Consider the following 23,512-nt stretch of genomic DNA (forward strand, 5'->3'; position numbering starts at 1 on the left):
CCGGCCCCTTCAAGGCGTGGCCCTGAGGCTTACGCCTCCTTGCTCAGGTTCGGTCCGGCTCCGCCGGCCGCCTGCTCGATCGGCGGGACGTCGGGCAGCGCCGACTTCTCCTCGCCGCGGAAGGTGAAGGTCGCGGTCTCGCCCTCGCCCTCCGTGTCGACGACCACGATGTGACCGGGGCGCAGCTCGCCGAAGAGGATCTTCTCCGAGAGCGTGTCCTCGATCTCGCGCTGGATCGTGCGACGCAGCGGACGCGCGCCCAGCACCGGGTCGTAGCCCTTCTTGGACAGCAGCTCCTTGGCGGACTGGGAGAGCTCGATGCCCATGTCCCGGTCCTTGAGGCGCTCGTCCACCTTGCCGACCATGAGGTCGACGATCCGCAGGATGTCCTCCTGCGTCAGCTGCGGGAAGACGACCACGTCGTCCACGCGGTTGAGGAACTCGGGCCGGAAGTGCTGCTTGAGCTCGTCCTGGACCTTGTTCTTCATGCGCTCGTAGTTGGACTTCGTGTCACCAGTGGCCGCGAAGCCCAGGTTGAAGCCCTTGGAGATGTCCCGGGTGCCGAGGTTGGTCGTCATGATGATGACCGTGTTCTTGAAGTCCACGACCCGGCCCTGGGAGTCGGTCAGGCGACCGTCCTCCAGGATCTGCAGCAGCGAGTTGAAGATGTCCGGGTGGGCCTTCTCGACCTCGTCGAAGAGGACCACCGAGAACGGCTTGCGCCGCACCTTCTCCGTCAGCTGGCCGCCCTCCTCGTAGCCCACGTAGCCGGGGGGCGAACCGAAGAGACGCGACACCGTGTGCTTCTCGCTGAACTCCGACATGTCGAGGGAGATCAGCGCGTCCTCGTCACCGAAGAGGAACTCGGCGAGGGCCTTGGACAGCTCGGTCTTACCGACACCGGACGGGCCGGCGAAGATGAACGAGCCACCGGGGCGCTTCGGGTCCTTCAGACCGGCACGCGTACGGCGGATCGCCTTCGACAGCGCCTTGACGGCGTCGACCTGGCCGATGACCCGCTTGTGGAGCTCGTCCTCCATGCGCAGCAGGCGCGAGGACTCCTCCTCGGTGAGCTTGAAGACCGGGATGCCCGTGGCCGTGGCCAGCACCTCGGCGATCAGCTCGCCGTCGACCTCGGCGACGACGTCCATGTCGCCGGCCTTCCACTCCTTCTCCCGCTTGGCCTTGGCGGCCAGGAGCTGCTTCTCCTTGTCGCGGAGGGAGGCGGCCTTCTCGAAGTCCTGCGAGTCGATCGCGGACTCCTTGTCCCGGCGGACGGCGGCGATCTTCTCGTCGAACTCGCGGAGGTCCGGCGGCGCGGTCATCCGGCGGATGCGCATCCGGGAACCGGCCTCGTCGATCAGGTCGATCGCCTTGTCCGGCAGGAAGCGGTCGGAGATGTAGCGGTCGGCCAGGGTGGCGGCCTGGACCAGCGCCTCGTCCGTGATGGAGACCCGGTGGTGGGCCTCGTACCGGTCACGCAGACCCTTGAGGATCTCGATCGTGTGCGGCAGGGACGGCTCGGCGACCTGGATGGGCTGGAAGCGGCGCTCCAGGGCCGCGTCCTTCTCCAGGTGCTTGCGGTACTCGTCCAGGGTGGTGGCACCGATGGTCTGCAGCTCACCGCGGGCCAGCATCGGCTTCAGGATCGAAGCCGCGTCGATGGCGCCCTCGGCGGCACCCGCACCGACCAGCGTGTGCAGCTCGTCGATGAACAGGATGATGTCGCCGCGGGTGCGGATCTCCTTGAGCACCTTCTTCAGGCGCTCCTCGAAGTCACCGCGGTAGCGGGAGCCGGCGACCAGGGCGCCGAGGTCCAGGGTGTAGAGGTGCTTGTCCTTGAGGGTCTCGGGCACCTCGCCCTTGACGATGGCCTGGGCGAGGCCCTCGACGACGGCGGTCTTGCCGACGCCGGGCTCACCGATCAGGACCGGGTTGTTCTTGGTACGGCGGGACAGCACCTGCATGACCCGCTCGATCTCCTTCTCGCGCCCGATGACCGGGTCGAGCTTGGACTCACGAGCGGCCTGGGTGAGGTTCCGGCCGAACTGGTCGAGGACCAGGGACGTCGAGGGGGTGCCCTCGGCAGGCCCGCCTGCGGTGGCGGTCTCCTTGCCCTGGTAACCGGAGAGCAGCTGGATGACCTGCTGCCGCACCCGGTTGAGATCAGCGCCCAGCTTGACCAGGACCTGGGCGGCGACGCCCTCGCCCTCACGGATCAGGCCGAGCAGGATGTGCTCCGTGCCGATGTAGTTGTGGCCCAGCTGAAGGGCCTCCCGGAGCGACAGCTCCAGGACCTTCTTGGCACGGGGGGTGAAGGGGATGTGCCCGGACGGGGCCTGCTGCCCCTGCCCGATGATCTCCTCCACCTGCTGGCGGACCGCCTCGAGCGAAATCCCGAGGCTCTCAAGGGCCTTGGCGGCGACACCCTCACCCTCGTGGATCAGGCCCAGGAGGATGTGCTCGGTGCCGATGTAGTTGTGGTTGAGCATCCGGGCTTCTTCCTGAGCCAGGACGACAACCCGCCGCGCGCGGTCGGTGAACCTCTCGAACATCGTTAATCGCTCCTCAGAGCGGTCAGGCAGTGGGGGGAACTTCCCCTCCCTGTCCTTCCGCAGCTTAGTCCCGCAAGCGGGGACCGCTCATTCCAACTGCCGACACCGTCGATGGCCTCCTGACCCCGAACGCCGACATATGCTCCAACCCGATGGTGCGAGACGATGTTCCCGCAGGCCAGGCAGTTACCCCTTCCGTCAGTACGCCGATGGCGAACGTGAGACGGCCTCGCCTGCGTGTCGCCCCCTCCCACTAGGGATGTCTTACCCGCAGCTACGGACAGTCCATGCCGTGGGCCCCCGGTCCCTCCGCTACGGGCGAACAACCTTGCGTCTCTCCGGACCCCCACCCGACCCGTTTTCCGGCACCCTGCGCGGTCACACGTACACCCAGCGTAACTCTGGTGGCTTGGCGACGGTTGCACCCGGCATGGCTGGCACAGCGCCTCCGGCAGCTTCCACGGTCCCTCACCCCCGTCGTCCGTTCGATTCCGGTTCCGGTTCCGGCCCAGGTTCCGGTTCCGAGTGCGGTGCCGGTCCCGATTCCGGGCAGCCGGGCCGGCTCCGGCACTGGTACGAGAACGAACTGGGATGGGCGACGGTGCCCGCGACGCCCGGAGAGCCGCTACGGCTGGTCACGGGTGTGCGCTTCGACGTCCTCGAGGTGCCGGCGCGGGCGGGCGTGCGGGCGCTCGGGCACCTGGCGCCGGGCTCTCCGGTGGCCCTTCAGGGCGGCCGGATGCGGCTGCTGGTTGCCGCGGGCAGCGCTGAGGAGCTGCCGGGGCTGCTGGACTGGCTGGAGTGGGGCGCGCCGGCCCTCGGCCTCGATCTACGGGCGCTGGGCGCCGGGGGCGCGATGGACGCCCCGGCGCGGCCCGGGCCGGCGGTCGACGGGGTCCGGTCGTCGTCCGGACCCGGCGACGGGCCGTGCGGGCCCGTACAGGGGGCCGCCGTCTGGTTGCGGCCCCCCGAGTCGGGGTGCGAGGTCGAGGCCTCGCTGCCGACGCTGTCGGCCATGGGGGGCGTGAAAGGCGCCCCCGATCTCGTACGGCTGGTGAACACGGTGGCCACGGAGTGCCACCGCATCCGGCTGCGGCGCGCGGGCCGCGGGCCGGACGGCTGTCAGGCGTTGGCGTCCTCGTAGGCCTGGCGAATCGTCGCGGGAACACGGCCGCGGTCGTTGACCTCGTAACCGTTCTCCTTGGCCCACGCGCGAATCTGCGCGGTGTCCTGGCTGCCGCCGGAAGCCGCACGGGCCTTTCCACGTCCGCCCGCCGCACGGCCACCGGTACGCCGACCGCCCTTGACATAGGGGTCGAGAAGACCGCGCAGCTTGTCCGCATTGGCGGTCGTGAGATCGATCTCGTACGTCTTGCCGTCCAACGCGAACGTCACGGTCTCGTCCGCCTCGCCGCCGTCGAGGTCGTCGACAAGAAGGACCTGAACCTTCTGTGCCACCGGATTTCCTTTCATCGAAAACTTCAGGGCCGGGGGTGTGCGGCGTCCGCCGTTTCGCCGCCCCCTGTTATATGCAGTACTGCAGTACGTCGGAAAGCAAACCGCTTTTGCGGGAAAAACACAAACCCCTGGGAGAGACCGAGGGGCCCGCTCCCACCCGGAAACATGCGCGTTTCGGACATAGGGCACCTGGGCAAGGCGGGTCGCCGGGAATAGCTCCCTCTTGACGATCACAGATGCAGAAGCATCCGGCTGTTGCCCAAGGTGTTCGGTTTCACTCGTTCGAGTCCGAGGAACTCCGCGACACCCTCGTCATAGGAACGCAGCAGCTCCGCGTAGACATCGGTGTCGACGGGCGTCTCGCCGATCTCCACGAAGCCGTGCTTCCCGAAGAACTCGACTTCGAAGGTCAGACAGAAAACGCGGCGAACACCAAGCCAACGCGCGGTCTCCAGCAACTTCTCCAGCAACTGATGACCGACACCGGCGCCCTTGAGGCTCCGGTTCACCGCGAGTGTGCGTACTTCCGCGAGGTCTTCCCACATCACGTGCAGAGCGCCGCAGCCGACCACCTCGGCGTTGTCGTCGCGTTCCGCGACCCAGAACTCCTGGATGTCCTCGTAAAGTGTCACGGTGGCTTTGTCGAGCAGGATGCGGTCGCGAACGTACGCGTCGAGGAGGCGGCGCACCGCCGGGACATCGCTGGTCCGGGCCCGCCGGACGGTGATGGCTTTTGCGGTGACTTCGGGGCGCGTCGCTGACATGAGCGGACGCTATCGCCCGCGGGTGTCCGCCACGGAGCCGGGGTTCTCCTCTTGCGGAGCTTCCCGGCCTTCCCTCTCTTCCCGCCGTTCCCGGCTATCCGGACCCTGCACGATGCGTACGGCGTCCTGCAGGGCCTGCCGCTGTTCGTCGCTCATCATCCCGAAGAAGGCGACGAGTGCGGCGGCCGGGTTGTCGCTCTGCGACCAGGCGTCGTTCATCAGGGCGGCGGCGTAGGCGGCCCGGGTGGAGACGGCCTCATATCGATAGGCGCGCCCTTCGGCCTCCCGCCGGACCCAGCCCTTCTGATGGAGATTGTCCAAAACGGTCATCACCGTGGTGTAGGCGATCGACCGTTCCTGCTGAAGGTCTTCCAGGACTTCTCGAACGGTCACCGGGCGGTTCCACTTCCACACCCGCGTCATGACCGCGTCTTCGAGTTCTCCCAATGGGCGAGGCACAGCTCAGAACAATAGTGGGAGATCCTGCCAATGACATGCCGGACGTGCACTTTTATCAGCAAAGGCGAACAAAAAGGGCGCACGACTCGGAAAGCGCGGCCTCGACGGGCGACGCGCGGCGAGCCGTACGCCGGGAGACCGCGGCCCGGTTCAGGCCCCGTCGGGCTTGGAGACGGCGGCCTGGCGGGCACTCGCCGCGCGCTCGAGGGCGGCGTCCACGGCCGCGTCCTCCTTGGCCTTGGCGGCCCCGCCCTGGGTCTTCACGATCACCCGGACCAGACCGATGAAGAAGACGGCCATGACGACCGGAGGCAGCAGCGCGGAGACGTAGTCCATGCGTCCAGAGTAGCCACGGGGTACCGGGCGAAAGGGGCGGGGTGGGCGAACCGCCCCCGGACGGCCGCTCAGCCCGCGGCGAGCTGCTGCGGGGGCCCGGCCGGCGGCGAGGCGGGCCGACGCCGGGGGAAGACCTCGCCCGGAGTCGGAATGGGCCGCTTCGGCGCGTCGGGCTCGGGGGCCGCGGGCTGCGGGGCGGGCCGTTCGGCGGGCTTCTCCTTGGGCTTCCTCTCCGGCTCCTTGGCCACGCCGCCCGGCAGGGCCGTCAGCCGGACCCTGGAGCCCGGAACGGCGGGGGCGGGCACCTTCCGGGCCCCCTGGGCGAGCCGGGCCCGCACATCGCGCTCGGCGAGGTCCTGGCAGCGGCCGAGCAGTGCGGCGGCGCCTGCGTTCCCCCGCAGCGCCCGCAGCGCGGCGAGATCGTCCGGGGTGGGCCGGTACCCGGCCCCCAGCGCCTCCTCCAGAAGGGCTAGGTAACCGGCGACGGTCCCCGGCAGGGCGGCGCGGTACCGGGCCAGATCGGCCACCAGGAAGGCACGAAGCCGGGCCCCCTCGCCGATCGCCTCGTCGAGCGACTCGGCGAGCCGATGACAGTCCTTGACGTCCTCGGCGGAGACGGGACCGGGGTGAAGGGCGAGGGCGAGAGCACGGCGGAGCACACGCAGCTCCTCCGCACCGAACACCATGCCGCCGCGGGATCCGTATGGCGTGGGCATGGTCCGAAGATACGCGTAAATCAGACAAACTCGACATACCGCACGGGTGTGGCGCCCCAGCGCCACCCGCCTGGCCGCCGCCGACCAACAAGCCCGCCACTCCCCAGCCCGTCCGGCGTTTGAGGACGAGGCCGTTCAGGCCGAAGCGGGGGCCCGGGGGCGGCGGGGGCGAAACACCCACGCCCGCCCCCACCGGCCGCTCACATCCGCGACACGTTCCGCTCGTACACCAGCCGCAACCCCACCAGCGTCAGCCACGGCTCGTGCTCGTCGATCACCGACGACTCCCCGAGCACCATCGGCGCCAGCCCACCCGTCGCGATCACCGTCACATCGTCCGGATCATCGGCCAGCTCCCGCGCCATCCGCCCGACCACCCCGTCGACCTGCCCGGCGAACCCGTACACGATGCCCGACTGCATGGCCTCCACCGTGTTCTTCCCGATCACACTCCGCGGCCGCGCCACCTCGATCTTCCGCAGCTGCGCGCCCTTGACACCCAGCGCCTCCACGGAGATCTCGATACCGGGCGCGATCACACCCCCGACGTACTCCCCGCGCGCGGACACCGCGTCGAAGGTCGTGGCCGTACCGAAGTCGACGACGATCGCCGGCCCCCCGAACAGCTCGACGGCGGCGACCGCGTTGATGATCCGGTCGGCGCCGACCTCCTTGGGGTTGTCGGTGAGGATCGGCACCCCGGTCTTCACCCCGGGCTCCACCAGCACCGCCGGCACGTCGCCGTAGTAGCGCCGGGTCACCTCGCGCAGCTCGTGCAGCACGCTCGGCACGGTCGCGCAGATCGCGATCCCGTCGATGCCGTCGCCGAGCTCGTCGCCGAGCAGCGGGTGCATGCCCATCAGGCCCTGGAGGAGCACCGCCAGCTCGTCGGCGGTACGGCGCGCGTCCGTGGAGATGCGCCAGTGCTCGACGATGTCCTCGCCGTCGAAGAGCCCGAGGACGGTGTGGGTGTTGCCGACGTCGATCGTGAGGAGCATGGGGTCACTCCGCGTCGCGCAGGTCCAGGCCGATGTCCAGGATCGGCGAGGAGTGGGTGAGGGCGCCGACGGCCAGGAAGTCCACGCCCGTGTCGGCGTACGCCCGCGCGTTGTCCAGCGTGAGCCGCCCGGACGCCTCCAGGAGCGCGCGCCCGCCGACGATCGCGACGGCCTCCTCGCACTCCATCGGCGTGAAGTTGTCCAGCAGGATCAGGTCGGCGCCCGCGTCGACGACCTCGCGCAGCTGGTGCAGGGTGTCGACCTCGACCTCGATCGCCAGCTCCGGGAAGGCCTCGCGGACGGCCTTGAAGGCCTGGGCGACACCGCCGGCGGCGATCACGTGGTTGTCCTTGACGAGGGCCGCGTCGGAGAGCGACATGCGGTGGTTGACGCCCCCGCCGCTGCGCACCGCGAACTTCTCCAGGGAGCGCAGCCCCGGAGTGGTCTTGCGGGTGTCCCGCACGCGTGCCTGCGTACCCTCCAGCTCGTCCGCCCACACGCGCGTGGCCGTCGCGATGCCGGAGAGGCGGTTCAGGATGTTGAGCGCGCTGCGCTCGGCGGTGAGCAGGTCGCGGGTGCGGGTGGTGATCGAGAGCAGCTTCTGCCCGGCCTCGACCCGGTCGCCGTCCTCGACGTGCCGCTCGACCTCGAACTCGTCGGTGCAGACCACGGAGACCACGGCCTCTGCGACCCGCAGGCCCGCGACGACACCGGCCTCGCGCGCGACGAAGTCGCCGGTGGCCACGGCCTCCTCGGGGATCGTGGCCACGGTCGTCACGTCCAAGCCGCCCGCCAGGTCCTCCTGGATGGCCACGTTGGCGATGTCCTCGACCTCGATGGGGTCGAGTCCGGCCGCGGCCAGCAGCTCGGCGAGCGCGGGGTCGAGCCCGCACTCCAGGTACTCCTCGTCGCCCTCGGCGCCGCAGGCACAGCCGTCGCCGCAGCCGCCGCCGTCGTCGAGGGGAAGGTCGTTGGTGCTCACGTCTGTCACTGCTCCTGGTGTGGCTGGTGGGGCCGGGTAGGGGGGAAGTCTGCGGTGTCGGTGGTGGCCACCGCCAGCGTGCGGTCCGGATTCAGCCGTACGACGATGTGGCGCTCCCACCGGGCGTCGTCGCGGTCGGCGTGGTCCTCCCGCCAGTGGCAGCCGCGGGTCTCCTCGCGGCGGCGGGCCGCCTCGACGAGCACGCGCGCGACGCACAGGAGGTTGGTGGCCTCCCAGGTGTCGACGCCGGGCTCGGCGGTCTTGCCGTTCTCGTCCAGTGCGCCGCGGGCGTCGGCGTGCAGCCGCTGGAGCTGTTCGGCGGCCCGGGCGAGGGACTCCTCGGAGCGCAGCACGCCGGCGCCCTCGGTCATGATCCGCTGGATGGCGAAGCGGGTCTCGGGGGCGAGCAGCGGGTGCGCGGGCTTCTCGGGGTGCGGGACCGGTGCGGGCACGCGCGCGTGCAGGCCGTGCTCCGCGCGGGCCGCCGTGATGTCGGCGGCGATGCTCTCGGCGTAGACGAGGCCTTCGAGCAGGGAGTTGGAGGCGAGCCGGTTCGCGCCGTGCACGCCGGTGCACGCGACCTCTCCGCAGGCGTAGAGCCCGGGGACGGTCGTGCGCCCCCGCGCGTCGGTGCGTACGCCCCCGGAGGCGTAGTGCGCGGCCGGCGCTATCGGGATGGGCTCGGTGACCGGGTCGATGCCGTTGGCCCGGCAGGCGGCCAGGATGGTCGGGAAGCGGTGCTCCCACATGTCGGCGCCGAAGTGCCGGGCGTCGAGGTACATGTGCTCGGCGTCCTGCTCCTGCATGCGCCGCATGATGCCCTTGGCGACGATGTCCCGGGGCGCCAGTTCGGCCAGTTCGTGCTGTCCCACCATGAAGCGCGTGCCGTCCGCGTCGACCAGGTGGGCGCCCTCGCCGCGCACCGCCTCGGAGACCAGCGGCTGCTGGCCCTCGGCGTCCGGGCCGAGGAAGAGCACGGTCGGGTGGAACTGCACGAATTCGAGGTCGCTGACCTCCGCGCCGGCCCGCAGGGCCAGCGCCACGCCGTCGCCGGTCGACACCGACGGGTTGGTGGTGGCGGAGAACACCTGGCCCATGCCGCCGGTCGCGAGGACGACCGCGGGGGCGTGCACGGCGCCCACGCCGTCGTGCTGGCCCTCGCCCATGACGTGCAGGGTGACACCGGCCGTACGGCCCTCGGCGTCGGTCAGCAGGTCCAGGACGAGCGCGTTCTCGATGGCGCGCAGCCCACGCGCGCGTACCGCCTCCACGAGGGCCCGGGAGACCTCGGCGCCGGTGGCGTCGCCGCCCGCGTGCGCGATCCGGCGCCGGTGGTGGCCGCCCTCCCGGGTGAGGTCGAGGCCGCCCTCGGAGGACTCGTCGAAGATGGCGCCGGTGTCGATGAGCCGCCGCACCGCGCCGGGGCCCTCGGTGACCAGGATCCGTACGGCGTCCTCGTCGCAGAGTCCGGCGCCGGCCACCAGGGTGTCCGCGAGGTGCTGTTCGGGGGTGTCGCCCTCGCCGAGGGCCGCGGCGATGCCGCCCTGCGCCCAGCGCGTGGAGCCGTCGTCCAGGCGGGCCTTGGTGACGACGACCGTGGTCAGTCCGGCGGCCTGGCAGCGCAGTGCGGCGGTCAGCCCGGCCACCCCGGACCCGACGACGACCACGTCCGCCGAGATGCTCCACCCGGGGGCGGGCGCGTGCAGTCGTATGCCGGTGGTGGTGCCTGTGCTGGTGCCTGTGCTGGTCACGAGGCGGCTCCGAGGGTTCCGAAGGTGAGCGGAAGGTTGTCGATCAGCCGGGTCGTCCCGACCCGGGCGGCGACGGCGAGGACGGCCTCTCCGGTGAAGTCGTCGTCGATCTCGGTGAAGTCGGACGGGTCGACCAGGGCGAGGTAGTCCAGTTGGAGCGGCGGGTCGTAGTGGACCGCGTCGTCCAGGACCTGGCGGGCGGCCGCGCGGACCGCCGCGGCGGCGTTGGGCACGGCTTTGGCGACGGCGTGCGCGTCGGCGGCCGCGCGGGATTCGCCTATGGCGCTGAGCGCCTCGGCGCGCGCCCGCGTGGACGGCACCTCGCGCGCCCGCGCACGCAGCGCCTCCTGTGCCGCGTGCCGGTCGCGGCCGGCGAACAGTGCACGGGACAGCGTGAGCGCCGTGCGCCGCTCGTCGGCCGACAGGTAGCGGTTGCGGCTGGACAGTGCGAGCCCGTCGGACTCCCGCACCGTCGGGACGCCGACGATCTCGATGCCGAAGTTCAGGTCGCGCGCCATGCGCCGGATCACGGCCAGCTGCTGGGCGTCCTTCTGCCCGAACAGGGCCACGTCGGGGCGGGTGAGGTGCAGCAGCTTGGCGACGACCGTGAGGACGCCGTCGAAGTGCCCGGGGCGGGAGGCGCCCTCCAGGAGCGTGCCCATCGGCCCCGCGGTGACCCGCACCTGGGGCTGCCCGCCCGGGTAGACCTCGTCGACGGACGGGGCGAACACGGCGTCCGCGCCCGCCTGTTCCGCGATCTTCAGGTCGGTGTCCAGGGTGCGCGGATAGCGGTCGAGGTCCTCGCCCTGCCCGAACTGCAGGGGGTTCACGAAGACGGTGACGATCACGAGGCCCTTGCGGCCGACGTGCTCGCGGGCCGCCCGGATCAGGGTGGCGTGCCCCTCGTGCAGGGCGCCCATGGTCATGACGACGGCGGTGCGGCCCGAGTCCGCGAAGTGGTCCTGCACGTGCCTGAGGTCGTCGACGGTGGGGGCGAGTTCGAAGGGGCGGCGGCTCATCGGTCTTCCCCGTTCTGCGGCGTGTGCGTCCCGGTGGCGAGGACACCGAGCAGGTCCTCGGCGAGCTCCGGCTTCAGCAGGCCGTGCGCGAGCGCCCGGTCGGCCGTCGCGCGGGCCATCGCCAGGTAGCCGTCGACGGCCTGCGGGGCGTGCCGTCGCAGCTCCGTGACGTGCGCGGCGACGGTGCCGGCGTCCCCGCGCGCGACCGGCCCGGTCAGCGCCGCGTCGCCGGAGCGCAGGGCGTTGTCCAGGGCGGCGCCGAGCAGCGGGCCGAGCATCCGGTCGGGGGCCTCGACACCGGCGGTGCGCAGCAGCTCCATGGACTGGGCGACCAGGGTGACCAGGTGGTTGGCGCCGAGGGCGAGGGCCGCGTGGTAGAGCGGACGGTTCTCCTCGGAGATCCACTCCGGCTCGCCGCCCATCTCGATGACCAGGGCCTCGGCGGCCAGCCGCAGCTCCTCGGGCGCGGTCACCCCGAACGAGCAGCCGGCCAGCCGCTGCACGTCCACCGGCGTCCCCGTGAAGGTCATCGCCGGGTGCAGGGCCAGCGGCAGCGCGCCCGCGCGCAGGGCCGGGTCCAGGACCCTCGCGCCGTACCGGCCGGAGGTGTGCACGAGCAGTTGGCCGGGCCGTACGGCGCCGGTCTCGGCGAGGCCGGTGACCAGGCCGGGCAGGGCGTCGTCGGGGACGGTCAGCAGGACCAGGTCGGCGCGTCGGAGGACCTCGGCGGGGGGTACCAGCGGGACGTCGGGCAGCATCGCCTCGGCGCGCCGCCGGGAGGCGTCGGAGACCCCGGAGACGGCCACCGGGCGGTGCCCGGCGAGCTGCAGCGACGCGGCCAGCGCGGGGCCCACCCGGCCGGCGCCGACGACACCGACGGTGAGCCGCGCGGGGCGGTCGCCGAGGTCTGGCTGTTGGACTGTACTCACGCGAGGGTGGCCTTCCCGTTCCAGTCCGCTCTGGGTACCGGACGATTTCTCGTCATGTTAACGCTATCCGGTTCGGGGCCGATTGGCCGTCCACAGGCTGTGGGTGACCGGTCACACCGGTGGCGCGGAAAGATGGCACGGAAAGGTGGCACGGAAAATGCGAGGCCCCCGCTCGACGGGCCAGGGCATCATCCACGGCATGAGCGATACGACGACGGCCCAGGACGAGACGACGGCCCGGGACGAAGAGCCGAAGGAACCCCTGTCGGCGGAGGAGCGGATGCGGGAGCGGCGCGCCGCCGCCTACCGGGGGGCCACCCGCGTCCTCGCGCGCATGGGCCTGCGGGCCCCGCTCCGCGAACGGCTCGCGCGGCTCCAGGAGGCGGCCCCCGAGGTGTACGACCTGGACGAACCGTCGGACCTCTACGGCAACGGCGTCGTCGAGGCCCTGGAGCTGCGCGTCGCGGCCCTGCTGGGCACGGAGGCCGCCGCGTTCTTCCCGACCGGCACGATGGCCCAGCAGGTCGCCCTGCGCTGCTGGGCGGCCCGCACCGGCAACCCCACGGTCGCCCTGCACGCCCTCGCCCACCCCGAGGTGCACGAACGCGACGCCTTCCGCGAGGTGGCCGGCCTGCGCACCGTGCGCGTCACCGGCGAGCCCCGGCTCCCCACCGCCCAGGAGATACGCGACTTCGCGGAGCCCTTCGGGGCGCTGATGGTGGAGCTGCCGCTCAGGGACGCCGGTTTCGTCCTGCCCTCCTGGGAGGAGCTCACGGAGCTGGTGGAGGCGGCGCGGGAGCGCGACGCGGTGGTGCACTTCGACGGTGCGCGCCTGTGGGAGTCCACCGTCCACCTCGGCCACTCCCTGTCCGAGATCGCGGACCTGGCGGACAGCGTCTACGTGTCGTTCTACAAGTCCCTCGACGGCTTCGGCGGCGCCGCGCTGGCCGGCCCGAAGTCCCTGGTCGAGGACGCGAAGACCTGGCGCCACCGCTACGGCGGCATGGTCTTCCAGCAGTTCCCGACGGCGCTCGCGGCCCTGATCGGCCTGGAGCGCGAACTCCCCCGCCTCCCGGACTACGTACGGCACGCGCGCGTGGTGGCCGCGGCCCTGCGCGAGGGCTTCGCCGGGTCGGCCGTCCCCTGGGCCCGCGTCCACCCCGGGGAACCGCACACCCACCAGTTCCAGCTCTGGCTGCCGTACGACGCGGACGTACTGCTGGAGGCGGCGGTGCGCCAGGCCGAGGAGACCGGCACCTACCTCTTCGTCGGCCTCTGGGACCCGAAGGGCCCGGGCCTGTCCATGACCGAGGTGACGGTGACGGCCGAGGGCCTGGACTGGACGGCGGAGGACGTGAGGGCGTCGGTCGCGGACTTCGTGAGGCGGCTGCCTGAAGCGCCCCTTTAGGGGCGCGGGGCTGTGTTTGATATGCGGCTGCCGCCGCGTGGGCGCGACCGGCCCCATCGACTCGCATCCGCCACCCGACCGTACCCGGCACCCCACTGGGCGCCCGGCCCACCCACGCCGCAGCAACGTGCACGATGGACATATGAGCGTACGTATCGACATCCCGGGGCTACGCCCCGAGCGCGTCACCTTCGTACCCTCACCGCTGGCCGAACTCGGCATGGCGCTGCACGCGCTGTCCGAGCCGGGGCACCACCCCGGCCTGCAGGGCTGGGCGACCGGCGTGACCGCCCGTATGGAGCCGCATCTGGCCGACCGGATGTGCGACGCGGACTTCCTGTGGCGGTCGACGTTCTCGGACCTGTTCCTGCCGTACGCGGCCGTCCCGGGCGCCGTCCCGGGCGGCACCCTGGCCGAGGAGCTGGACCAGCTGGACGGGCTGTCGGACGAACAGTTCGTGGACGCGGCGCTGGAGTTCACGTGCGCGCTGTCGTACGGCATCGAGGTACCGGCTCTGCTCTCGGACCCCGCCGCGCGTCGGCGGGCGCTGGAGGTGGCCGCCTCGCGCGGTCCGCGGCAGGTCCGGTTCGCCCAGCGGCTGCTCGACGATCCGCCGAGCGTACGTACCTGGCTGCGCCGGTTCCTGGCGGACTGTGCCGAGGCGTTCTTCGACGAGGTCTGGTCACGGCTGCGCCACCAGCTCGCGGCCGACGCCCGGCACAAGACGGAGCTGCTGCGCCGCAAGGGACTGGCCGAGGCGCTGGCGGCGGTCTCCCCCGCCGTGACGCTCGACGGGACGGGCGCGCGGATCACCGTGGACAAGCTCACCGACGGCCACGCGCGCGTGGCGGCCGACGGCCTGCTGCTGGTGCCCACCAGCCTGGGCCGGCCGCATCTGATGGTCCTGCACCGCTACGGCTGGCAGCCGGTGCTGCACTACCCGGTCGGCTCGCCCGAGCTCGCCTCGCCCGCGTCCGTGGAGGAGCTGACGCTGCGGATGGCGGCGCTGTCCCACCCCGTCCGGATGCGGCTGTGCCGGCAGCTGGCGCGCAGCGCCCACACCACCAGCGAGCTGGCGCAGGTGCACGGCCTGTCGGCGCCGGAGGTCTCCCGGCATCTGGGGGTGCTCAAGAAGGCGGGCCTGGTCACGACGCGCCGGCGCGGGCGTTACGTGCTCCACCAGCTCGACGTCACGGTCGTCGCCCGGCTCGGCAGCGACTTCCTGGAGGGGATGCTCCGCTAGCCGCAGCGCGGCGTCACAGGTGCCCGCCGCCCGCCCGCACCAGCCCGGTCTCGTAGGCCAGCACGACCACCTGCACGCGGTCGCGGAGCCCGAGCTTGGTCAGGATGCGGCCCACATGGGTCTTCACGGTGGCCTCGGACAGCACCAGCCGGCTCGCGATCTCGCCGTTCGACAGGCCCTGTGCGACCAGCACCATCACCTCGCGCTCGCGTTCGGTGAGCCGGTCCAGTTCCTGCTGCCGGGGGTCCTTGCCGGCGGAGGGCAGCATCGGCGCGAAGCGGTCGAGCAGGCGCCGGGTGGTGGAGGGCGCGACGACGGCGTCGCCGCTGTGCACGGAGCGGATGGCGGTCAGCAGCTCGCCCGGGGGCACGTCCTTGAGCATGAAGCCGGAGGCACCCGCCTTCAGCCCCGAGAAGGCGTACTCGTCGAGGTCGAAGGTGGTCAGGATGAGCACCTTGGGCGCGTCGGGCTCGGCGCAGATGCGGCGGGTGGCCTCCACGCCGTCCAGCTTGGGCATGCGCACGTCCATCAGGACGACGTCCACGGGGGTGGTCCTCAGCACCTGGATGGCCTCGACGCCGTCGCCCGCCTCTGCGACGACCTCCATGTCCGGCTGGGCCGCGAGCACCATCCGGAACCCGGTGCGCAGCAGCACCTGGTCGTCGACGAGCATCACGCGGATCGTCATCGGGTCCTCTTCCGTTTCTTGTTCGGCCGTTCGGCCTGGGGGCGTGACAGGTGTCAACTGGGGGCGTGCGTCCGCGTCAATGCGCCGGTTTGAGCGGCAGCAGGGCACTGATGCGGAATCCTCCGCCAGGGCGGGGGCCCGCGTCGAGGGTGCCGCCCACCATGCCGACCCGTTCGCGCATGCCGATCAGGCCGTGGCCCTGGCCGTCGGCGCCGCCGTCCTCGTACATCTCGTGCGGGGCGCCCTTGCCGTCGTCCTCGACCAGCAGGCCGAGTCCGTCGTCGAAGTAGACCAGCCGCACGCTGGCGCCCGTGTTGGGGCCGCCGTGCTTGCGGGTGTTGGTCAGCGCCTCCTGCACGATCCGGTACGCCGTGAGCTCGACGCCGCTGGGCAGCGGGCGCGGGGTGCCCTCGACCTTGAAGTCGACGGGCAGGCCGGAGCTGCGGCACTGCTCGACGAGCTCGTCGATCTGCTCGACGTCGGGCTGCGGGACGTACTCGCCGACCTCCTTGTGCTCGCCGGTGCGCAGCACGCCCAGCAGGCGGCGCATCTCGGCGAGGGCCTGGCGGCCGGTCGAGGAGATCGTCTCCAGGGCCTTCTTCGCCTGGTCGGGGGCGGCGTCGAGGACGTAGGCGGCGCCGTCGGCCTGGACCACCATCACGGACACGTTGTGCGCGACCACGTCGTGCAGCTCGCGCGCGATCCGGGCGCGCTCGGCGGCGACCGCGACCTTGGCCTGCGCCTCGCGCTCCTTCTCCAGCCGGGCGGCACGCTCCTCCAGCTGCAGGAAGTAGGCGCGGCGGGTGCGCATGGAGTCGCCGAGCACCCAGGCGAGCACGAACGGCACCGTCTGGAACAGCACGATCGCGACGTGCCCCGGGAAACTCGCCTCCTGCTGCGGCCACCTGATCTGCGCCAGGGGCGCCGCGCACAGCCCGGCGTAGAGACCGAACCGGGACGCCCAGCGCGCGCCGACGGCGGCGTTCGTGCAGACGATCACCAGCATGGCGAAGTTGGCGACGGTCGTCTCCACGTCCAGCACCAGCTGGGCCAGGCCGGTGGCCGCGGCCAGCAGCAGCATCGGCTCCGGGTAACGGCGGCGCAGCGCGACGACGACGCTCATCACGACGGACACGGCCACCATGGCGGCCCTTGGTCCGTGGTGCCCCTCGTTCCCGCCGAGCTTCCAGATGCTCGCGCCGGAGATCCCGAGCAGGGCGACGGCCCAGAAGCTGTCGACCCATGTCGGGTGCCTGCGGAGGAAGTCATAGAGGCGCTGCACGTAACCCAGAGTAGGGAAGCGTGATAGGTGCAGGGGTCAACCGGAGGGCCGATCCCTGTTCCGCACGCGTACTCCGCAAGGTGGAGAAGGTGATCACCTGTGCGCCTAGTCTGGCCCGGTGACGGATGAGGCGACGCGAGAGACGGCCGAGGACGCCCGTGGCTGGCGGGCGGCCACCGAGGCGGCCCTGTACGGCCCCGGCGGCTTCTACCGCCGCCCGGAGGGCCCGGCCGGGCATTTCCGTACGTCGGTGCACGCCTCGCGGCTGTTCGCCGAGGCCGTGGCCGAGCTGCTGTGCCGGGTCGACGAGGCCCTGGGCCGCCCCGGGACGCTGGACTTCGTCGACATGGGCGCCGGCCGGGGCGAGCTGGTCACCGGCGTGCTCGCGGCCCTGCCCGCCGACGTGGCTCCACGCGTGCGTGCGTACGCCGTCGAACTCGCCGACCGCCCGCCGGGCCTTCCCGACCGGATCACCTGGCTGACCGAACTCCCGCGCACGGTCACCGGCCTGCTCTTCGCCAACGAGTGGCTGGACAACGTGCCGGTCGAGGTCGCCGAGGTGGACGCGGCCGGGGTGTCCCGGCTGGTGCTGGTCCGCCGCGACGGCGGAGAAGTGCTGGGGCGGGCGGTGTCGGGCGCGGAGGCGGAGTGGCTCGCCCGGTGGTGGCCGCTGGGTGGCGAGCCGGGGCTGCGCGCGGAGATCGGGCTGCCCCGGGACCAGGCGTGGGCGACCGCCGTCACCAGCCTCCAGCGAGGGCTCGCGGTGGCCGTGGACTACGCGCACACCGCGGCCGCGCGTCCCCCGTTCGGGACGCTCACCGGCTTCCGGGAGGGGCGCGGGACGGCGCCCGTGCCGGACGGGTCGTGCGACATCACGGCGCACGTCGCACTGGACGCCTGCGCGGCGCTCGACCCGGCGCTGAGGCTCCCCGAGGCGCTCCTGTGCACGCAACGCGACGCCCTGCGCGCCCTGGGCCTGATCGGCGCACGCCCCCCGCTCACGCTCGCCTCCACGCACCCCACGGCCTATGTGCGTGCCCTGTCGATCGCCGGAGAGGCCACCGAACTCACCGCCCCCGGCGGCCTCGGCGACTTCGGCTGGCTGCTCCAGCCGGTGGGCATCGAGAACCCGCTGCTCTAGCTGTCGACCCTCTAGCCGGCGGTCCTCCAGCCGTCGGTCCTCCAGCCGTCGGCTCTATTTGTCGATGTCCCCCACCACGAAGAACATCGACCCGAGGATCGCGACCATGTCCGCCACCAGCGTCCCCGGCAGCAGTTCGGTCAGGGCCTGGATGTTGTTGTACGACGCCGAGCGCAGCTTCAGCCGGTACGGGGTCTTCTCGCCCTTGCTGACGAGGTAGTAGCCGTTGATGCCGAGGGGGTTCTCGGTCCAGGCGTAGGTGTGGCCCTCGGGCGCCTTGAGGACCTTGGGGAGCCGCTGGTTGATCGGTCCCGGCGGCAGGTCGGCGAGCCGGTCCAGGCAGGCGTCGGCCAGGTCCAGGGCGATGTGCGTCTGCTCCAGGAGGCACTCGAAGCGGGCCAGGCAGTCGCCCTCGGTCCGGGTGACCACCCTGAGGGTGTCCTGGAGCTCGCCGTAGGCCAGGTAGGGCTCGTCGCGGCGCAGGTCGAAGTCGACGCCCGAGGCGCGCGCGATGGGGCCGCTCACGCCGTACGCGTGCACGGCCTCCGGCGCGAGGGCGCCCACGCCCCGGGTGCGGCCACGGAAGATCTCGTTGCCGACAACCAGGTCGTCGAAGACGTCCATGCGGGAGCGCACGGCGGAGACGGCGCCACGCGCGCGTGCGGCCCAGCCGGCCGGCAGGTCCTCCTTGAGGCCGCCGACGCGGTTGAACATGTAGTGCATGCGCCCGCCGGAGACCTCCTCCATGACGTTCTGCAGCACCTCGCGCTCACGGAACGCGTAGAAGACCGGGGTGATCCCGCCCAGCTCCAGCGGGTACGAGCCGAGGAACATCAGGTGGTTGAGGACCCGGTTCAGCTCGGCGAGCAGGGTGCGCGTCCACACCGCGCGGACGGGCACCTCCATGCCCAGCATGCGCTCCACGGCGAGGACCACGCCCAGCTCGTTCGAGAAGGCCGACAGCCAGTCGTGGCGGTTGGCGAGCATGATGATCTGCCGGTAGTCGCGCGCTTCGAAGAGCTTCTCCGCGCCGCGGTGCATATAGCCGATCACCGGCTCCGCGGAGACGATCCGCTCGCCGTCCAGCACGAGCTTCAACCGCAGCACGCCGTGCGTGGAGGGGTGCTGGGGGCCGATGTTGAGCACCATGTCGGTGCTCTCCGCGGCACCGCCGATCCCGACCGTGGTCTCCGTCGTAGGCGTCATGGACCCAGTCTCCCCTACGTACGCTGGCCCTATGGAGACGGGGAGCGCGGCCGGCGCCGAGACGACGGGGACCGAGCCGGAGTGGACAGGGCTGCCGCCGGGGCTGCTGCGGATGCGCCGGCTGCTGCTGGTGGTGTGGCTGGGGCTGCTCGCCCTGGCCGTGGGACTGCTGCCGGGCCTGCTCGCGGGCCCGGTGTGGGCGGCCTTCGCGCTGCTGCCGCTGGCCCTGCTGGCCTGGGGCTGGGTGCTGCTGGGCCGCAACTGGCGCTCCTGGCGGTACGCCGAGCGCGCCGACGACCTGCTGATCAGCCGCGGGGTGCTGTGGCGCGAGGAGACCGTGGTGCCGTACGGGCGGATGCAGCTGGTGGAGGTGACCTCGGGGCCGGTCGAGCGGTACTTCGGGCTCGCCAGCGTGCAGCTGCACACCGCTGCCGCGGCCACCGACGCGACGATCCCCGGGCTCGACCCGGCCGAGGCGGAACGGCTGCGCGACCGGCTCACCGAGCTCGGCGAGGCCCGATCGGCGGGGCTGTGACCGCGCCGGGCGTCGAGGGCGCCATACACGCGGGCAAGGCCGTGGGTGAGCGGCGGCTGCACCCGGTGACGCCGTTCCGGCGGGCGTGGGCGCCGGTCGCGGTGCTCACCGGCTGGGCCGTGCACGACCCGAACCAGGCACAGGAGCAGCTGACGAAGCTGACCACGACCATGTTCCTGGGCGGGCTCGCCGTCCTGGTCACGGCGGGAGCCCTCTACGGCTTCCTGACCTGGTGGTTCACGTACTTCGCGGTGACCGACAGCGAACTTCGGATACGTACCGGCCTGCTGTTCCGGCGTACCGCGCACATCCGGCTGGAGCGGATCCAGGCCGTCGACGTCACCCAGCCGCTCCTCGCGCGCGTGGCGGGCGTCGCCAAGCTGCGCATAGACGTCGTCGGCACCGACAAGAAGGACGAACTGGCCTTTCTGGGCCAGGGCGAGGCGCGTCGGCTCCGCGCGGAGCTGCTCGCGCGCGCCGCCGGGTTCGCGCCCGAGACGGCGCGTGAGGTCGGCGAGGCGCCGTCGCACGAGCTGATGCGCGTGCCCCCGGGCAAGCTCGCGATCTCGATCCTGCTGACGGGTGCCACCTGGGGCTCGCTGGCCGCCGCCCTCGTCGCCCCGCCGTTCCTCTGGCTGACCACCCACAGCGTGTGGACGGTCCTCGCCACCGCCGTGCCGCTGCTCGGCGCGGCGGCCACGACCAGCGTGGGGCGGTTCGTCGGGGAGTACGACTGGACGGTCGGGGAGTCCCCGGACGGGCTGCGCATCGACCACGGGCTCCTCGACCGCACGCACGAGACGGTGCCGCCGGGCCGGGTGCAGACCGTGCGGATCGTGGAGCCGCTGATGTGGCGGCCGCTGCGCTGGGTGCGGGTGGAGCTGGACGTGGCCGGGTCGGCGAACTCCGTGCTGGTGCCGGTCGCCCCGCGCGCGGTCGCCGAGTCGGTGGTCGCGCGCGTGCTGCCCGGCGCGACGGTGCCCGGGGAGCTGCTGCGGCCGCCGGGGCGGGCCCGGTGGTGCGTGCCGCTGTGGTGGCGCGGGTACGGCCTCGCGGTCACGGACGCGGTGTTCGCGGCCCGGCACGGGCTGCTGCGCCGGCGCCTCGCGCTCGTCCCGCACGCCAAGGTCCAGAGCGTACGGCTGACCCAGGGGCCCTGGGGGCGGCTGTGGCGGCTCGCGGACGTGCATGTGGACACGGGGGCCGACAAGACCGTCACGGCCCGTCTGCGGGGCGCCGGGGAGGCCGCGTCGCTGCTGCGGGAGCAGGCCGAGCGGTCACGGACGGGACGCCGGACCGCACGGCCGGACCGCTGGATGGCCTGACGGCCGGACCGGTCGGTGATCGGGTGCGGGTGCGTGGGGGCTGGTCGCGCCCACGCGGCGGCAGCCGCATATCAAATACGGCCCCGCGCCCCTAAAAGCAGGTCGGCGCGGTGAGCGCCCCTTCAGGGGCGCGGGGAACTGCTGCGCGACCAGCCACGACGGCGCCGCACCCGACCACCGACCGTCCGTCCCCGGCTCAGAACCGCCGCGTGTTCAGGACGCGGCGCTGCGCAGGCCGCCGAGGTTGATCTGCTCGGTCTCGTCGTGCGCGGTCAGGTCGATGACCTGGCCGACGCCCCGCGCCTGCGCGTCGGCGGGCTTGAACTCGGCCTCGGACTCGGCCTTGTGGAGCGCGAGCGTCTCCTGGCCGACGACGTCCGCGAGGTCCTCGTTGTGCATGGCCTCCAGACCGCCCGCGGGCGAGCCCTTCTGCGTGCCGAAGAAGTCGAAGCCGCCGGTGACCAGCGGGCGCGGGATCGGCGCGGCCGGCAGGACCGCCACCGCGGTCGGCACCGTGAAGTGGCCCGAGGGCTTGACGGAGTTGGCGGAAGGCGCCGTCGTGGGGCGGGCCTCCTGCTCGGCCGGCTCCGGGGTGGTGTCCTCCGGAACGTCCGTGGTGGCGGCGGCCGCGTGCGCGTGCCCGTCGGCCGCCTCGGGCTGCCCCTGCGCCTCGTCCTCCGGCGCGCTCTCGCCCTTCGGGGCCGCGGGCTCGGCGGCCGTCTCCGCCGTGCTCTCGGTGCCCTCGGTGCCCGCGTCGGCCTCCGCCGCCGGGGCGTCCTTCTCGTCGAACCGGGCCAATGCCACCTTGGCCCGCAGGAACAGCTTGGAACCCTCGGGCGAGAAGATCGCGGGAGTCGTCCCCTCGACCGTCAGCTCCTCCAGCTCCTCGGCCTTCCCGTCGACGGCCGCCGTGGACTCCTCCACCTCGTCCGCCTCGTCCGCGCTGCGGGGGGCCGGGAGCGCGTTCGACGGCTCGGCGGCCTCGATCTCCAGCAGGCGCCGGCCCTCCAGGGCGCTCGCGCGCTCGGTCTCGGCCGTGGCGTAACGGCGCAGCAGGGACGCGTGCTCGTTGCGCAGTCCCGCCAGTTCCGACCGCTTGGCGCGCAGCCGCTGCTCCAGCTTGGCGCGCAGCTCCCGCGACTCCTCCAGGTCGGTCTCCAGCTCGGCGATGCGCTCCTCGTGGCGCCACTCGTCGCTCGCACGCGCGCGTGACAGGTCGGCCACCTGCTTGCCCGCCTCGCTGTCCCAGCGCCGCATGACGGCGGCGCCGACGGCCGCGGTGGCCGCGGCTATCGCGGCCAGGGTGCGCAGCACCGTCGGTTGGGAGAACAACCAGGGGCCCAGAGCGCAGACGAGGGAGACACCGGCGATCGCCGAGGGAGGCAACAGCCTGTGCAAGGGCGGTGAATGACGGTGACGTCCACGTGGCATGGCCAGAAACTTACCGCGCGTAGGCGAATCGTGGTGCCCCGGGCCGTAAAAACACAGCGACAACGAAGTCTTCACACGGTATCGGCAGGGCCGGGACTCAGCGGTCGCTCAATCGGCCGCTGATCCACTCGAGCGTCGCGGGGATCTCGCGGCGCCAGGTATTGAAGTTGTGGCCGCCGCTGTCGAGGATGATCGACGAGATCCGGGTCGGCTTCACGGCCTCGACGGACGCGATGAATTTCAGCGTGGCCCTGTAGTTCGTTTCCCCGACTTTGCTGCTGGTGACCAGCAGGGAGGTGTCCGGGGCGGGCTCGTGCTTCAGGAACCACCAGAGGTCCGCACGGTTCTGGAGATTCCGGTCGCCCTGGAAGAGGTCGCCGGTCGTGGCGTCGAGGGGCGCCTTGTACGACGGGGAGAGCCCGGCGCCGGCCCCGTACACGCCGGGGTGGTGCATCGCGAGCTTGAGCGCGCAGTACCCGCCCGTCGAGTCGCCGACGATCCCCCAGCCGCCCGGCTTCCCGGCGGCCCGATAGTGCGCGCGTACGGCGTCGGGCAGGTCCTTGGCGAAGAAGGTCTCGGTCTGCGGGCCGCGCGGGACGTCCACGCACTCGGTGTCCCGGGGCGGTGCGACGGTGGGCCGCAGCATCACCAGGATCGTCGGCCGCATCCGCCCGGCCCGGACCAGGTGCTGTGCCGTGCGCGGGTAGTGCAGTTTGTCGACCAGCGCCCGCGCGGTGCCGGGATAGCCGCTGAGGACCACCACCACCGGGAACGCGCGCGTGCGGTACTGCGGCTGGAAGTACTCCGGCGGCAGGTACACGTACGCGGGCGTGGCGATGTGGGTGGTACGGCCGGCTATGCCGACCTGCTGGATCTGACCGGCCGTCCGGGGCAGCGAGCCGCCCATGCCGTGCACCGCGGACGTGGACACCACCTGGACCGGGCCGGACGCATGGTTGACGACGACGCCCTGGTCGGTTTCCGTGCCGAGCAGGTCCCCCCAGCTCGCGTAGAAACCGAAGGCCTGGTTGACCGCTATCCCGACGCACGCGAAGAGTGCCAACTGGGTGGCCAGCAGAAGACCGACGCGACCGCTGACGGCCCGCCAGTTCCGGCGGCCCAGCCGTGGCCACAGCCACACCGTGCCTACGAACAGCAGTACGGCGAACAAGATCGACAATGCCAGCAACTTATTGCTCGTGAGACCCATGAGGTGCTTCCTGCCTGCGCTTTCCCCCGTGACCACCACCGCTTTCAGCGAGGCTTGCCCCGGGCTTTCCCTGGCC

The 23,512-nt window shown here is 72.1% G+C and carries 22 protein-coding genes; 6 read left to right on the forward strand and 16 right to left on the reverse strand.

Annotated elements, in window-relative coordinates:
• Positions 1 to 29: 29 nt before the first annotated feature.
• On the reverse strand, positions 30 to 2,555 hold the full coding sequence (locus ACFWPQ_RS44795) for an ATP-dependent Clp protease ATP-binding subunit (protein ID WP_384048837.1): 2,526 nt from the start codon (positions 2,553 to 2,555) through the stop codon (positions 30 to 32).
• A gap of 430 nt (positions 2,556 to 2,985) precedes the next feature.
• Between ACFWPQ_RS44795 and ACFWPQ_RS44800 the strand changes: the two genes are divergently transcribed.
• Complete coding sequence (locus tag ACFWPQ_RS44800; RefSeq protein WP_384048840.1) at positions 2,986 to 3,699, forward strand: SCO3374 family protein; 714 nt, start codon at positions 2,986 to 2,988, stop codon at positions 3,697 to 3,699.
• Here ACFWPQ_RS44800 and ACFWPQ_RS44805 read toward each other — a convergent pair.
• The 10 genes from ACFWPQ_RS44805 to ACFWPQ_RS44850 all read right to left on the reverse strand — a co-directional run bounded on the left by ACFWPQ_RS44805 (position 3,678) and on the right by ACFWPQ_RS44850 (position 11,967).
• Complete coding sequence (locus tag ACFWPQ_RS44805; RefSeq protein WP_384048842.1) at positions 3,678 to 4,013, reverse strand: Lsr2 family protein; 336 nt, start codon at positions 4,011 to 4,013, stop codon at positions 3,678 to 3,680. The two genes, ACFWPQ_RS44800 and ACFWPQ_RS44805, sit on opposite strands and share 22 nt — an antisense overlap.
• Before the next feature lie 230 nt (positions 4,014 to 4,243).
• Complete coding sequence (locus tag ACFWPQ_RS44810; RefSeq protein WP_089099898.1) at positions 4,244 to 4,777, reverse strand: amino-acid N-acetyltransferase; 534 nt, start codon at positions 4,775 to 4,777, stop codon at positions 4,244 to 4,246.
• Between the two features lie 9 nt (positions 4,778 to 4,786).
• Positions 4,787 to 5,200, reverse strand: a complete 414-nt coding sequence (locus ACFWPQ_RS44815; protein WP_384048846.1) for a BlaI/MecI/CopY family transcriptional regulator — start codon at positions 5,198 to 5,200, stop codon at positions 4,787 to 4,789.
• Between the two features lie 186 nt (positions 5,201 to 5,386).
• A complete protein-coding gene (locus tag ACFWPQ_RS44820; protein WP_361285912.1) occupies positions 5,387 to 5,572 on the reverse strand; it encodes a hypothetical protein in 186 nt (61 codons plus the stop codon).
• A 68-nt stretch (positions 5,573 to 5,640) separates the two neighbouring features.
• Positions 5,641 to 6,258 (reverse strand): hypothetical protein, encoded by a 618-nt coding sequence (locus ACFWPQ_RS44825; protein WP_384048915.1) that lies wholly within the window; start codon positions 6,256 to 6,258, stop codon positions 5,641 to 5,643.
• A 230-nt stretch (positions 6,259 to 6,488) separates the two neighbouring features.
• Complete coding sequence (locus ACFWPQ_RS44830; protein ID WP_359030816.1) at positions 6,489 to 7,286, reverse strand: type III pantothenate kinase; 798 nt, start codon at positions 7,284 to 7,286, stop codon at positions 6,489 to 6,491.
• A gap of 4 nt (positions 7,287 to 7,290) precedes the next feature.
• On the reverse strand, positions 7,291 to 8,268 hold the full coding sequence (gene nadC / locus ACFWPQ_RS44835; protein ID WP_384048849.1) for a carboxylating nicotinate-nucleotide diphosphorylase: 978 nt from the start codon (positions 8,266 to 8,268) through the stop codon (positions 7,291 to 7,293).
• A gap of 5 nt (positions 8,269 to 8,273) precedes the next feature.
• Positions 8,274 to 10,019 carry an L-aspartate oxidase gene (locus tag ACFWPQ_RS44840; protein ID WP_384048851.1) on the reverse strand — a complete coding sequence of 582 codons (1,746 nt, stop codon included), beginning with the start codon at positions 10,017 to 10,019 and terminating at the stop codon, positions 8,274 to 8,276.
• A complete protein-coding gene (panC, locus tag ACFWPQ_RS44845; RefSeq protein WP_384048854.1) occupies positions 10,016 to 11,038 on the reverse strand; it encodes a pantoate--beta-alanine ligase in 1,023 nt (340 codons plus the stop codon). The genes ACFWPQ_RS44840 and panC overlap by 4 nt, the downstream gene beginning before the upstream one ends.
• A complete protein-coding gene (locus ACFWPQ_RS44850; RefSeq protein ID WP_384048857.1) occupies positions 11,035 to 11,967 on the reverse strand; it encodes a Rossmann-like and DUF2520 domain-containing protein in 933 nt (310 codons plus the stop codon). Before ACFWPQ_RS44850 ends, panC begins: the two co-directional genes overlap by 4 nt.
• 199 nt (positions 11,968 to 12,166) lie before the next feature.
• On the opposite strand from ACFWPQ_RS44850, the gene ACFWPQ_RS44855 reads away from it, so the two are divergent.
• Both ACFWPQ_RS44855 and ACFWPQ_RS44860 read left to right on the forward strand, forming a co-directional pair.
• The gene (locus ACFWPQ_RS44855; protein ID WP_384048860.1) at positions 12,167 to 13,375 is read left to right on the forward strand and encodes a threonine aldolase family protein; all 1,209 of its coding nucleotides are present in this window, start codon (positions 12,167 to 12,169) and stop codon (positions 13,373 to 13,375) included.
• Between the two features lie 142 nt (positions 13,376 to 13,517).
• Positions 13,518 to 14,618: a DUF5937 family protein gene (locus ACFWPQ_RS44860; protein WP_384048863.1), complete on the forward strand. Its 1,101-nt coding sequence runs from the start codon at positions 13,518 to 13,520 to the stop codon at positions 14,616 to 14,618.
• A gap of 13 nt (positions 14,619 to 14,631) precedes the next feature.
• Here ACFWPQ_RS44860 and ACFWPQ_RS44865 read toward each other — a convergent pair whose 3' ends face one another.
• Both ACFWPQ_RS44865 and ACFWPQ_RS44870 read right to left on the reverse strand, forming a co-directional pair.
• The gene (locus tag ACFWPQ_RS44865) at positions 14,632 to 15,306 is read right to left on the reverse strand and encodes a response regulator (protein ID WP_384048866.1); all 675 of its coding nucleotides are present in this window, start codon (positions 15,304 to 15,306) and stop codon (positions 14,632 to 14,634) included.
• Between the two features lie 76 nt (positions 15,307 to 15,382).
• Positions 15,383 to 16,588, reverse strand: a complete 1,206-nt coding sequence (locus tag ACFWPQ_RS44870; protein WP_384048868.1) for a sensor histidine kinase — start codon at positions 16,586 to 16,588, stop codon at positions 15,383 to 15,385.
• Between the two features lie 118 nt (positions 16,589 to 16,706).
• Between ACFWPQ_RS44870 and ACFWPQ_RS44875 the strand changes: the two genes are divergently transcribed.
• Positions 16,707 to 17,729, forward strand: a complete 1,023-nt coding sequence (locus ACFWPQ_RS44875; RefSeq protein WP_384048871.1) for an SAM-dependent methyltransferase — start codon at positions 16,707 to 16,709, stop codon at positions 17,727 to 17,729.
• 54 nt (positions 17,730 to 17,783) lie between these two features.
• Here ACFWPQ_RS44875 and ACFWPQ_RS44880 read toward each other — a convergent pair whose 3' ends face one another.
• Positions 17,784 to 18,935: an NADH-quinone oxidoreductase subunit D gene (locus ACFWPQ_RS44880; protein WP_384048874.1), complete on the reverse strand. Its 1,152-nt coding sequence runs from the start codon at positions 18,933 to 18,935 to the stop codon at positions 17,784 to 17,786.
• 31 nt (positions 18,936 to 18,966) lie between these two features.
• Between ACFWPQ_RS44880 and ACFWPQ_RS44885 the strand changes: the two genes are divergently transcribed.
• Positions 18,967 to 19,470, forward strand: coding sequence for a PH domain-containing protein (locus tag ACFWPQ_RS44885; RefSeq protein WP_384048877.1), 504 nt, complete (start codon positions 18,967 to 18,969; stop codon positions 19,468 to 19,470).
• The gene (locus ACFWPQ_RS44890; protein WP_384048880.1) at positions 19,467 to 20,795 is read left to right on the forward strand and encodes a PH domain-containing protein; all 1,329 of its coding nucleotides are present in this window, start codon (positions 19,467 to 19,469) and stop codon (positions 20,793 to 20,795) included. The genes ACFWPQ_RS44885 and ACFWPQ_RS44890 overlap by 4 nt, the downstream gene beginning before the upstream one ends.
• Before the next feature lie 213 nt (positions 20,796 to 21,008).
• Here ACFWPQ_RS44890 and ACFWPQ_RS44895 read toward each other — a convergent pair whose 3' ends face one another.
• Both ACFWPQ_RS44895 and ACFWPQ_RS44900 read right to left on the reverse strand, forming a co-directional pair.
• Positions 21,009 to 22,193 carry a hypothetical protein gene (locus ACFWPQ_RS44895; protein ID WP_384048883.1) on the reverse strand — a complete coding sequence of 395 codons (1,185 nt, stop codon included), beginning with the start codon at positions 22,191 to 22,193 and terminating at the stop codon, positions 21,009 to 21,011.
• 130 nt (positions 22,194 to 22,323) lie between these two features.
• Positions 22,324 to 23,436, reverse strand: a complete 1,113-nt coding sequence (locus ACFWPQ_RS44900; protein ID WP_384048885.1) for an alpha/beta hydrolase — start codon at positions 23,434 to 23,436, stop codon at positions 22,324 to 22,326.
• Between the last annotated feature and the right edge of the window lie 76 nt (positions 23,437 to 23,512).

This window comes from Streptomyces sp. NPDC058464 (genome assembly GCF_042721035.1).
Taxonomy (GTDB): domain Bacteria; phylum Actinomycetota; class Actinomycetes; order Streptomycetales; family Streptomycetaceae; genus Streptomyces.

Bases quoted from the DNA above. Each gene is read 5' to 3' on its own strand.
- ACFWPQ_RS44795 (WP_384048837.1), bottom strand. From the start codon at position 2,555: ATGTTCGAGAGGTTCACCGACCGCGCGCGGCGGGTTGTCGTCCTGGCT.
- ACFWPQ_RS44800 (WP_384048840.1), top strand. From the start codon at position 2,986: ATGGCTGGCACAGCGCCTCCGGCAGCTTCCACGGTCCCTCACCCCCGT.
- ACFWPQ_RS44810 (WP_089099898.1), bottom strand. From the start codon at position 4,777: ATGTCAGCGACGCGCCCCGAAGTCACCGCAAAAGCCATCACCGTCCGG.
- ACFWPQ_RS44815 (WP_384048846.1), bottom strand. From the start codon at position 5,200: ATGACGCGGGTGTGGAAGTGGAACCGCCCGGTGACCGTTCGAGAAGTC.
- ACFWPQ_RS44820 (WP_361285912.1), bottom strand. From the start codon at position 5,572: ATGGACTACGTCTCCGCGCTGCTGCCTCCGGTCGTCATGGCCGTCTTC.
- ACFWPQ_RS44825 (WP_384048915.1), bottom strand. From the start codon at position 6,258: ATGGTGTTCGGTGCGGAGGAGCTGCGTGTGCTCCGCCGTGCTCTCGCC.
- ACFWPQ_RS44830 (WP_359030816.1), bottom strand. From the start codon at position 7,286: ATGCTCCTCACGATCGACGTCGGCAACACCCACACCGTCCTCGGGCTC.
- panC (WP_384048854.1), bottom strand. From the start codon at position 11,038: ATGAGCCGCCGCCCCTTCGAACTCGCCCCCACCGTCGACGACCTCAGG.
- ACFWPQ_RS44855 (WP_384048860.1), top strand. From the start codon at position 12,167: ATGAGCGATACGACGACGGCCCAGGACGAGACGACGGCCCGGGACGAA.
- ACFWPQ_RS44860 (WP_384048863.1), top strand. From the start codon at position 13,518: ATGAGCGTACGTATCGACATCCCGGGGCTACGCCCCGAGCGCGTCACC.
- ACFWPQ_RS44865 (WP_384048866.1), bottom strand. From the start codon at position 15,306: ATGACGATCCGCGTGATGCTCGTCGACGACCAGGTGCTGCTGCGCACC.
- ACFWPQ_RS44880 (WP_384048874.1), bottom strand. From the start codon at position 18,935: ATGACGCCTACGACGGAGACCACGGTCGGGATCGGCGGTGCCGCGGAG.
- ACFWPQ_RS44885 (WP_384048877.1), top strand. From the start codon at position 18,967: ATGGAGACGGGGAGCGCGGCCGGCGCCGAGACGACGGGGACCGAGCCG.
- ACFWPQ_RS44900 (WP_384048885.1), bottom strand. From the start codon at position 23,436: ATGGGTCTCACGAGCAATAAGTTGCTGGCATTGTCGATCTTGTTCGCC.